Raw genomic sequence first — 9,813 nt, 5'->3', positions numbered from 1 at the left:
TTCCGACTCGGGTCTGCTTCGCAGACCACTCCTCGCAAAAATCTGGACCAAAAACGCGCTCGCTTCGCTCGCGTCCGTCTACTCGTCCTGTGCGTCCACGACTGCAACACCCGCGAGGTTGACGATGTCCTTCACTTCGTCACCGCGCTGGAGGACGTGGACCGGTTTGTCCATGCCGACGAGCATCGGTCCGATGGCCTCCGCGCCGCCGAGACGCTGGAGGAGTTTGTAGCCGATGTTGCCCGCTTCGAGGTTCGGGAAGACGAGGACGTTCGCCGGTTCGTCCAGTTCGGAGAACTCGTAGGTGCCTTCGAGAATCTCTTCGACGACGGCGGTGTCGGCCTGCATCTCGCCGTCGACGTCGAAGTCCACGTTGGGGTCGTCGTGGAGCAGTTTCACGGCGTCGCGGGGCTTTCTCGTCCCCTCGTTGGTGACGCTCCCGAAGTTCGAGTACGACAGCATCGCCGCGCGGGGTTCGACGTTGAACCGGCGGGCGAGGTCGGCGGTGTGCTTCGTAATCTCCGCGAGGACGTCCGCGTCGGGCGCGAGGTTGACCGTCGTGTCCGCGCAGAAGATGACGCGGTTCTTGAACGTCAGCATGTAGACGCCGGCCGCGTAGTTCGCGTCGGGCGCGGTGCCGATGACCTGAAGCGGCGGGCGGAGCGCCGAGGGGTAGTGGTGCGTCAGCCCCGTCAGCATCGCGTCCGCGTCGCCCTCTTCGACCATCACGCTGGCGAAGTAGTTCGTGTCTCGGCGCACCAGTTCGTGCGCCTCGTTCTTCGTGAGCCCCTTTCGTCGTCGCAGTTCGTACAGTCGGTTGGCGTAGTGGTCCCAGTCGCCGCTTCGCGGGTCCGCGACGGTGGGTTCGAAGTCCAGGCCGAGTCGCTCGGCGGTCTGTTGAATCTTCGTCTCGTTTCCGACGAGGACGGGGTCGGCGATACCCTGCTCTTGGAGTTGGTACGCCGCGCGAATCATCTTCTCGTCGGTCCCCTCCGCGAGTGCGACCCGTTTGGGGTTCGACTTCGCCTTGTTGAGGACGACGCGCATCATCTCTCTGGACTTGCCGAGACGCGCCTCCAGGCGCTCTTCGTACTCTTCGGTGTCGAGTTCTATCCGGGCACATCCGCTGTCCATCGCGGCCTGTGCGACGGCCGGGGCGACCCGGAACAGCACGCGGGGGTCGAGCGGTTTCGGGATGACGTAGTCGGGGCCGAACTGGAGCGGTTGGTCGCCGTACGCCTTGACGACGGCGTCGGGGACGTCCTGTCGTGCGAGGTCCGCGAGCGCCTCCGCCGCGGCGCGTTTCATCTCCTCGTTTATCTCCGTCGCGCGCACGTCGAGCGCGCCGCGGAAGATGAACGGGAAACCGAGGACGTTGTTCACCTGGTTCGGGTAGTCAGAGCGACCCGTCGCCATGATGACGGTGTCGTCGCGGGCGTCCTTGGCGTCCTCGTAGGCGATTTCGGGGTCGGGGTTCGCCATCGCGAAGATGATGGGGTCTTCCGCCATCGACGCGACCATCTCTTGGTCGACCAGTCCGCCGATAGAGAGACCGACGAACACGTCCGCACCCTCCATCGCGTCCGCGAGCGTGTCGCCGTCAACGTCGTTCGCGAACTCGGCTTTGAACTCGTTGACGTCGTCGCGTCCGGGTTTGATTACGCCGTCGGAGTCGCACATCACGATGTTCTCCTTCTTCGCGCCGAGCGAGACGTAGAAACGCGCCGTCGCGATAGCCGAAGCGCCGGCACCGGAGAAGACGATGTTGAGGTCCGAGAGGTCCTTGCTGACGATGTCGGCGGCGTTGAGGAGAGCAGCCCCGGAGATGATGGCCGTGCCGTGCTGGTCGTCGTGGAAGACGGGGATGGACATCTCCTCGCGCAGGCGCGACTCTATCTCGAAGCACTCGGGCGCTTTGATGTCCTCTAAGTTGATGCCCCCGAACGTTGGCTCCATCGCCCGCGTCGCCTCGATGATGGCCTCGGGGTCGTCCAGGTCGAGTTCGATGTCGAACACGTCGATGTCGGCGAAGCGCTTGAACAGGACGCCCTTCCCCTCCATGACGGGTTTCGACGCCTGCGCCCCGATGTCGCCGAGACCCAGCACCGCAGACCCGTTCGAGACGACGCCGACGAGGTTCCCCTTCGCCGTGTACTCGTACGCCTTGTTCGCGTCTTCTGCGATGTCGCGGCACGGTGCGGCGACGCCGGGCGAGTACGCGAGACTCAGGTCACGCTGTGTGTTCGTCGGTTTCGTCGTCGAAATCTCCAGTTTTCCCGGAGGCTCTTGCCGGTGGTACTCCCGGGCGTCGTCGTCTAATCCCATAGCTCTGCGTCCGCGGGAACCGTCAAAAAGTTACCGTACTGTCGAAGTCGCGTTTCGACAGACGACGAACGATTACTCGGGTCCGAGTAGTTCGTTCACTCGGCGTCGAGGTGGAGTATCTCGTGGCGTTCGACGGCGAACTCGTGGTCCCACCCGCGGACGGCGGTGGTGGGCCACTCGCCCGTCGTCGTCAGCACTTCGGCGTCGCCCTCGGTGAGGAGGACGGTGTCTTCGGACTTCGCGCCCTGCACTGTCGGGTTGTACGCGTACCCCATCGGCGTCCGCACGGGCGCGTCGTTGCCCGGCGAGGCGAACCACTCGCGCCCGGCGTAGCCCGCGGCCCCGCCCTGGTGGTGTTCGCGCCACTCGTCGGGGACGCCGAGATGCTCGTACGTCGCGGTGATGTTGTCGAAGACGCCGCCCGCGGTTCCGCCCAACCGGGAGACGGCCTGCGTCGCCGCCAACGCCGTCGTCTCCACCTGCATCGCCTTCGCGTGTCGTTCAGCCAGCCACTCCGGCGGGTCGAACGCGACGGTGCGAGTCGTACTGGCGTACAGACCGCCGCGCTCTCCGGTCACGGAGAGGAGGGCGTAGTCGCCCAACTCGGCGAACGTCGGCGTGTAATGGCGGTACTTCTGCGCCCGCTCCGCGCCGCCGACGAGGGTGACGGGCGCGTTGATACCGCGCGTGGCGAGTGCGATTCGGAGGGCGGCCGCGACTTCGTGTTCGGTGTCGCCGGGTTCGAGTTCTCGGGCGACCCGTTCGACGGCGTCGGCGGTGTCCCGCCCGAGTTCGCGGTAGCGTTCGACGTCCGTCTCCGTCAGGGGTTGGCGGAGTTCGCTCGGGTTCAGCGAGTCGAGGCCCGGCACGTCGAAGTCGGCGGCGGCGTCACCGGTCGTCCGTTCGGCGACGGCGTCCGCAAGCGAGGACTCGTACCACGCCGTCTCTTCGACGGCGAACTCGTCGGGGAGTTCCTCGTCGGCGAGTCGTCGCCCCTCGATGTTGTCGGTGACGACGACCCACTCGTCGTCTCGGTCGTAGCCCGCGGCGGCGACGCCCACGTCCGCGTCGCGACTCACGACGTTGCTCCCGCCGGTCAACCACGCGAACGAGTTGGGCTGTGCGAACCAGACGGCGTCCAGTCCCTCGCTGTCGAGATAGTCGTCCAGACGCTCTCGTCGGCTGTCGAGATGTCTCGCGACGGTTTCGTCGTCGGCCATGTACGTGCGTACCCACAGCGGGGACTTGAAACGTGTCGATGCGGGAGCCTCCGCCGTCCGCCGCCCTCGACACGACTCGTCGGCCGGACTCGACTCGGTTCGACCCGAGTGGCTCGACTCGACCCACCGTGGTTCGCGCGTCGGCGGAGAGAGGGGTTCAAGTGCGTCCGACACCGAGCACCGATATGCACGCTCGCCTCCGACGCCTCGTGGCGCTCTCGGTGCCACTGACGGGCTTTCTGATGGTTCTCGGGGTGTACACCGCCGCCGCCGGTGCCGGCCTGACCTGTGCCGGTCGCTGGCCGTTCTGCGACGGGTTCTTGGGGCTGTTCCCGGCCAACTGGAGCAGTTTCATCGAGTGGTTCCACCGCCTCGTCGCGATGGTCGTCGGCTTCGTCATCCTCGGCACGACGGTACAGGCGTGGCGCACGGGCGCGGCGAAGCGCGTCCGCTACGCACTCGCTGCGTCGACGGTGCTTCTCCCCTCACAGATTATCCTCGGCGCGCTCACCGTGACGACGTACGAGTGGGTCATCCTCTCGGCGCACTTCGTCACCGCCTCCACCATCTTCACGGGCGTCGTCCTCGCCGCCGCGTGGGCCACGGAGCGACCCGACGTGGGCGAGATTCGCCGCACCGTCCTCGGCGCGTGCGCCGCCTTCGGCGTCCTCCTCGTCCTGACGCCGCACGCGTTCGTCTCCTTCGGGCCGAACACGCAGGCCGTCTACTACACGCTCGGTCTGGTGACGTACGGTTCGCTCGTCGCCGTCACGGCGTGGCTCCCGTCGCGAGACGAGTTCGGCCGCGTCCGCCTCGCCACCGGCGGGGCGTCGCTCCTCCTCGTCGCCCTCCTCGTCCTCGGGCGACAGGTGTACGGCGGCGGCCTCCAGTACGTCTCGCTGGGCGGGACGCTCCTCGCACTCGGACTCGTCGCCGCCGCGGCGTACGCACTGCACGGCCGGTCGGCCACGCGGTCCCGCGGCGTCCCGCGCGGGAGCGACTGACGCCGCCTCATCGCCGTCTTCCGTTCTGCGCCGTCGATTACGCGTCTTCGTTTTCGACGCCCGGACAGTTTCCGTCACACTTCCGTCACGCGCTCCGGGGGGGCAACTTGTGGACGTGGCAAATTCTGTGCATTTCGGGAGGCACAGCGCTCCTCGGAGGCGCTGAGCTCTCCGAATCGAAGACGTGTTATACCCGGATAGGTTACCACAGTCTGTTATGGACAGACGTACCTACCTGAAGTCCGGCGCTGGCGTCGTCGCGGGTGGCCTCATCGCAGGGTGCACCGGCGGTGGCGACGGCGAGGGCAGTACCGCGACCGAGGCGTCAGAAGCGACGGACACCGAAGCCGGTACGACCGCCGAGGGAACCGAGTCGATGGAGACGGAAACGGAGACCGAAGAGTCGGTCGTCCCCTCGAAAGTCGTCATCGGGTCGGACATCCCGTACCGGCCGTTCGAGTACGAGACGGCCGCTGGCGAACTCACCGGGTTCGACGTGGACATCGCGAAAGCCGTCTTCGAGGGCGAACTCGGCGTCGAATACGAGTTCAAGCCGACGAGTTTCGACTCCATCATCCCCTCTCTGAACAACGGGAACTTCCGCATCATCATGTCCGCGATGACCATCAACGACGAGCGTGCGGAGAAGGTCGACTTCTCGGACCCATACTTCACGGCGTACCAGACGGTTCTCGTCCGGAAGGACAGTTCCATCTCCGGAAAGGAGGACCTGAAGGGCAAGGTCGTCGGCGTCCAGAAAGGGACGACCGGCGCGGGTGCCGCGGAGGGACTCAAAGAGGAGTTCGGCGGCGACCTCGAACTCAAGCAGTACGACCAGATCAACGGCGCGTTCCAGGCGCTCATGAACGGGCAGGTCGAGGCCGTCATCAACGACAACACGGTCAACGCGGAGTTCGCCGACCAGCAAGACGGCGTGGTCTTCTTAGAGGGCGAAGGCGCGGCCGCAGAAGAGGGCGAGAACGCCCCGCCGTACCTCACGCTCACCGTCGAGAACTACGGCATCGCGTTCCGTCAGGACGACGACGAGTTCCGCGAGCAGGTGAACGAGGCACTCGCCGCCATCCGCGAGAGCGGCGAGTACGACGAGATATACTCGGAGTACTTCTCGGGATAACAGCCTTACCGTAGCCTCTCGTCTCTTTCCAAACAATGGCAGACTCATACTCAGGCGCGTCGACGGAGGCGGACACCACCGGTGCCGAGGGCTTCCTCGACGACGAGACGCTGAAGATTCTCGGCGCGAGCATCTCGAGTTTCTTCGCGCTCGGCGTCGTGCTTCTCGTCCTGTACATCCTCGCGACGCAGGTGAGCTTCACGCTGCTTCAGACCATCATCCCGCGGTTCCTCGAAGCGCTCGCTCTCGTCCTCGGTATCGTCGTCGTGAGCAGCGTGCTCTCGGTGACGTCCGGCATCTTCGTGGGTCTCGCCCGCGTGTCGAACACGGCCATCACGAAGGGAATCTCGGCGGCGTACGTCCAGTTCTTCCGCGGGACGCCGCTTCTGTTCCAGATATTCGTCGTCTACTTCGGGATTCCCGTCCTCTGGCCGGGGACGTTCCCCATCCAGGGCTGGGAGCTTCCGACGGCCATCATCGCGCTCACGCTGAACCACGCGGCCTACGTCGGCGAAGCGGTCCGCGGCGGTATCGGTGCCGTCCCGGACGGGCAGATGGAGGCCGCGCGTTCGCTGGGCATGGGCTACGTGCAGTCGATGCGCGAAGTCGTCATCCCGCAGGCGTGGCGCAACGCCCTCGCCGCCGTCGGTAACGACCAGATTATCCTCGTGAAAGACACGTCCCTCCTGACGGTCATCGCCATCCCCGAACTCATGCAACAGTTCCGACTCGTCAACAGTGCGACGTTCGACCCGTGGACGCCACTCGTCCTCGTCGCCATCGCCTACCTCTCTATCACCATCCCGATGGGGCGACTGGTCGAGTATCTCGAACACCGCGCCGACTGGGGCGGTGATTCGCGATGAGTCACCTCCTGGAGTTCGACGAGGTGGACAAGTACTTCGGCGACACGCACGTGCTGAAGCAGGTGTCTCTGGACGTCGACGAGACGGAGGTGTGCGTCGTCATCGGTCCGTCGGGGTCCGGCAAGTCGACGCTCCTGCGGTGTGCGAACCGCCTCGAAGAGATTCAGGGCGGCGAGATTCGACTGGACGGCGTTCCCCTCTCGGACCCGGACGCCGACATCAACCGCCTCCGCCAGCAGATAGGCATGGTGTTTCAGTCGTTCAACCTCTTCCCGCACAAGACGGCGCTGGAGAACGTGACGCTCGCCCCGCTGAAAGTGCGGGGAATCGACGAAGACATGGCCAACGCCCGCGGCGAGGAACTGCTCGAACAGGTCGGACTGGGCGCGCAGATGAACTCCTATCCGAACCAGCTCTCGGGCGGCCAGCAGCAACGCGTCGCCATCGCCCGCGCCCTCGCGATGGACCCGAAGGTGATGCTGTTCGACGAGGTAACGAGCGCGTTAGACCCCGAACTCGTCGGGGAAGTGCTCGAAGTGATGCGGACGCTCGCCGACGACGGCATGACGATGATGGTCGTCACCCACGAGATGGGCTTCGCCCGCGAAGTCGGCGACCGAATCGTCCTCATGGCCGACGGCAGCGTCGTCGAGACGGGCGCGCCCGAGCAGTTCTTCGAGAACCCCGAGACCGAACGCGGCAAGAAGTTCCTCTCGAAGCTGCTCTGAACGCCGGCTGGCGTACCGCACGCTATCCTCATCTTCTCACGCGCCGATATATCGGGTATGAACGCCCTCACACAGCGCTCTCCTCCCGAACGCCGCACGTCACATCGAAAATCCGTCCTGTTCTGCTCGCAGTGCGACCGAACGGCCGCCGTCGACGAGTGGGTGCTGACGACGACCGACGACGGCGAGACGCTCGCCTGTCCCGATTGCGGCGCGACGCTGACCGCCCGCGCGAACCTGTCAGACTAGCACAAAACACGTACTGGTCGTCGGCTTCGCCGTCGCCGGCACCGTCGGTACCGCCGCGCTCGGAGCGCTTCTCGCCGTTCTCGGTGCCGTCGCCGCCGGACTCCTCGCGGACCGACCCGCCCCTCGGGACGCTTCGCTCGGCTCGGTGAGCGGACCGGACGTTCGGCCCGTCGCGCGTTCAGAACGTCAGCACTTCGACGCCGACGGTGTCGTAGTCGGTCATCGCCGCGAGTCGGGCGGGAACCTCGTCCAGCGCCACCGTTCTGGTCACAAGTGCGCCGGGGTCGACCGACTCGGCGGCGAGAAGCGACAACAGGTCGTCCGCGCTCGTCGGCGGCATCCCGCGCGCGCCGAGGAACGACACCTCGTGTCTCGTCATCCAGTCGGTCGGAAGCGACACCTCGCCTCGCTCTTCGTCCGTCGTCAGCCCCACCTGCACGTGCGTCCCGCGGGGTCTGACGCACCGGACCGAGTTCCGGCACGTCTCGGCGACACCGAGTGCGTCCACCGAGACGTGCGCGCCGCCCCCCGTCGCGTCCCGAACCACGGCGACGGCGTCGTCTGCTGCGGCGTTCACGAGCACTTCGGCGCCGAGTTCGGCCGCCGCGTCGAGTGCCGCGTCGCGCACGTCGACGGCGACGACGCGGGCACCGAGGACGCGAGCGACCTGAATCGCCGAGAGACCGACGCCGCCACAGCCGTGGACCGCCAGCCACTCGCCCGCTCCGAGTCCGGCGCGCGCGCCGAGGGCGTTGTACGCGGTCATGAACCGACAGCCGAGTGCGGCCACGTCTCGGGGGTCGACGCCGTCGGGCAGGTGGATGGCGTTGTAGTCCGCGGACGGGAGGTGGACGCGTTCGGCGAACGCCCCCTGCGCGTCCAGCGAGAAGCCGAGTCCGTGGGGGTGCTCGCCCGTGCAGACGTTGCCGTGTCCCGTCTGGCAGTAGCCGCAGGACCCGCAGGCGAGGTTGAACGGGAGGGCGATTCGGTCTCCCGCTTCGACCGTCTCGACGCGTTCGCCGACGTCGACGACTCGTCCGGCGGGTTCGTGGCCGAGAATCTGGCCGGGGTCAACCGCGTCGTCGGCCCACTCGCCGTGGCCCATCCACGCGTGCCAGTCGCTCCGGCAGATACCACAGGCCTCCACGTCGACGACGACGCCCTCGGGGTCTGCGGTCGGTTCGGGGACGTCCGTCACGTCGAGCGGTTCACCGTGTTCGCGGAGCACTGCGGCACGCATGCACACGGCTTCGGTCACCGGGTCGAAAAGCCTCCCGTTCACCCGCCTCGCTTACCTGAACGAGGGGAACACTTCCTCCTCGTAGAAGTCGAAAAAGGCCGACTGGTCGTCGCCTATCTGGTGGAAGTAGACGTGGTCGTACCCCGCGTCGAGACACTGCTGGATGCTGTCGACGTGGTCCTGCGGGTCGGTGCTCGTGAGGATGCTCCCCTCGCGAATCCGCTCTTTCGTCACCAGTTCGCTCGCCTGGTCGAAGTGCTTCGGCGTCGGCAGTTCCTGTGCGAGTTCGCCCGGGAGCGCCGACTGCCGCCAGTTCTCGTGGGCCGTCTCGACGGCTTCGGCTTCCGTCTCGGCGACGCAGACGGACAGTTGCGTTAGTTTCGGTCCGTCGCCGTCGAACTCGGAGACGGTGTCCTGTGGTCCGACAGACCAGAAACCGTCTCCGAACTCGCCCGCCGCCCGCGCCGTCCGTTCGCCGAACGCCGAGACGACTATCGGTGGCAGTTCGTCCGGGAGCGTGAACAGACGCGCGTTCTCGACGGTGTAGTGGTCGCCGTGGTGGCTGACCTGTCGACCCGTCCAGAGGCTCCGAATCACGTCCACGGCCTCTTCGAGCATCGCCAGTCGCACCTCGTGTTCGGGCCAGCGTTCGCCCGTGACGTGTTCGTTCAGGGCTTCGCCCGTCCCGACGCCGAAGTAGAACTCTCTGTCGCCGAGCATCTCCTTCGTCGTCGCGGCCGCCTGCGAGACGTTCACGGGATGGATTCGGACGGTCGGACAGGTGACGCCGACGCCTAAGTCGACGTCGTCCGTCGCCTCGGCGACGGCACCCAGCGTGCTCCAGACGAACGGCGACTCGCCCTGCGAGGCCAGCCACGGATGGAAGTGGTCGGACGCCGAGAGGAAGTCGTAGCCGCGCGACTCCGCCTCTCTCGCGAACCCGACGAGTTCGTTCGGGCCGAACTCCTCGCTCGACAGCGTGTATCCGAAATCTGTCATATCTGTGCGTTCAAACGGACGTTCGATAAATGAAACGGCAGATTCGC

General features: G+C 66.3%; 9 protein-coding genes. 5 read left to right on the top strand and 4 right to left on the bottom strand.

The genetic code is table 11. The features are described 5' to 3' along the window. Positions 1–78 precede the first annotated feature (78 nt). Together BM282_RS14025 and BM282_RS14020 are read right to left on the bottom strand one after the other, a co-directional pair. Complete coding sequence (locus BM282_RS14025) at positions 79–2,325, bottom strand: NADP-dependent malic enzyme (RefSeq protein ID WP_089882131.1); 2,247 nt, start codon at positions 2,323–2,325, stop codon at positions 79–81. Between the two features lie 95 nt (positions 2,326–2,420). Next, positions 2,421–3,545: a M24 family metallopeptidase gene (locus BM282_RS14020; RefSeq protein ID WP_089882129.1), complete on the bottom strand. Its 1,125-nt coding sequence runs from the start codon at positions 3,543–3,545 to the stop codon at positions 2,421–2,423. Between the two features lie 185 nt (positions 3,546–3,730). Here BM282_RS14020 and BM282_RS14015 point away from each other — a divergent pair, with 185 nt between their 5' ends. The 5 genes from BM282_RS14015 to BM282_RS13995 all read left to right on the top strand — a co-directional run bounded on the left by BM282_RS14015 (position 3,731) and on the right by BM282_RS13995 (position 7,527). Then, entirely contained in the window at positions 3,731–4,549 is an 819-nt protein-coding gene (locus BM282_RS14015) for a COX15/CtaA family protein (RefSeq protein WP_089882127.1), read from the top strand. A gap of 217 nt (positions 4,550–4,766) precedes the next feature. Beyond that, the gene (locus BM282_RS14010) at positions 4,767–5,684 is read left to right on the top strand and encodes a basic amino acid ABC transporter substrate-binding protein (protein ID WP_089882124.1); all 918 of its coding nucleotides are present in this window, start codon (positions 4,767–4,769) and stop codon (positions 5,682–5,684) included. Positions 5,685–5,719: 35 nt separating this feature from the next. Continuing rightward, positions 5,720–6,550 carry an amino acid ABC transporter permease gene (locus tag BM282_RS14005; RefSeq protein WP_089882122.1) on the top strand — a complete coding sequence of 277 codons (831 nt, stop codon included), beginning with the start codon at positions 5,720–5,722 and terminating at the stop codon, positions 6,548–6,550. Beyond that, positions 6,547–7,278, top strand: a complete 732-nt coding sequence (locus tag BM282_RS14000; protein ID WP_089882120.1) for an amino acid ABC transporter ATP-binding protein — start codon at positions 6,547–6,549, stop codon at positions 7,276–7,278. The genes BM282_RS14005 and BM282_RS14000 overlap by 4 nt, the downstream gene beginning before the upstream one ends. Positions 7,279–7,335: 57 nt before the next feature. Then, positions 7,336–7,527, top strand: a complete 192-nt coding sequence (locus tag BM282_RS13995) for a hypothetical protein (protein WP_089882118.1) — start codon at positions 7,336–7,338, stop codon at positions 7,525–7,527. 178 nt (positions 7,528–7,705) lie between these two features. Here the strand turns inward: BM282_RS13995 and BM282_RS13990 are convergent, their stop codons facing one another. Together BM282_RS13990 and BM282_RS13985 are read right to left on the bottom strand one after the other, a co-directional pair. Next, entirely contained in the window at positions 7,706–8,767 is a 1,062-nt protein-coding gene (locus tag BM282_RS13990) for a zinc-binding dehydrogenase (RefSeq protein WP_089882116.1), read from the bottom strand. Between the two features lie 51 nt (positions 8,768–8,818). Beyond that, positions 8,819–9,766, bottom strand: a complete 948-nt coding sequence (locus tag BM282_RS13985; protein ID WP_089882114.1) for a TIGR03557 family F420-dependent LLM class oxidoreductase — start codon at positions 9,764–9,766, stop codon at positions 8,819–8,821. Positions 9,767–9,813 lie beyond the last annotated feature (47 nt).

The organism is Halogeometricum limi, assembly GCF_900115785.1.
Taxonomy (GTDB): domain Archaea; phylum Halobacteriota; class Halobacteria; order Halobacteriales; family Haloferacaceae; genus Halogeometricum; species Halogeometricum limi.
The sequence above is the reverse complement of the archived record's forward strand: the minus strand, read 5'-3'. Positions and strand labels throughout refer to the sequence as shown.

What these genes read in the sequence shown, in the direction of transcription:
- BM282_RS14025 (WP_089882131.1), bottom strand. Translation starts at nt 2,325, where the DNA reads ATGGGATTAGACGACGACGCCCGGGAGTACCACCGGCAAGAGCCTCCG.
- BM282_RS14020 (WP_089882129.1), bottom strand. Translation starts at nt 3,545, where the DNA reads ATGGCCGACGACGAAACCGTCGCGAGACATCTCGACAGCCGACGAGAG.
- BM282_RS14015 (WP_089882127.1), top strand. Translation starts at nt 3,731, where the DNA reads ATGCACGCTCGCCTCCGACGCCTCGTGGCGCTCTCGGTGCCACTGACG.
- BM282_RS14010 (WP_089882124.1), top strand. Translation starts at nt 4,767, where the DNA reads ATGGACAGACGTACCTACCTGAAGTCCGGCGCTGGCGTCGTCGCGGGT.
- BM282_RS14005 (WP_089882122.1), top strand. Translation starts at nt 5,720, where the DNA reads ATGGCAGACTCATACTCAGGCGCGTCGACGGAGGCGGACACCACCGGT.
- BM282_RS14000 (WP_089882120.1), top strand. Translation starts at nt 6,547, where the DNA reads ATGAGTCACCTCCTGGAGTTCGACGAGGTGGACAAGTACTTCGGCGAC.
- BM282_RS13995 (WP_089882118.1), top strand. Translation starts at nt 7,336, where the DNA reads ATGAACGCCCTCACACAGCGCTCTCCTCCCGAACGCCGCACGTCACAT.
- BM282_RS13990 (WP_089882116.1), bottom strand. Translation starts at nt 8,767, where the DNA reads ATGCGTGCCGCAGTGCTCCGCGAACACGGTGAACCGCTCGACGTGACG.
- BM282_RS13985 (WP_089882114.1), bottom strand. Translation starts at nt 9,766, where the DNA reads ATGACAGATTTCGGATACACGCTGTCGAGCGAGGAGTTCGGCCCGAAC.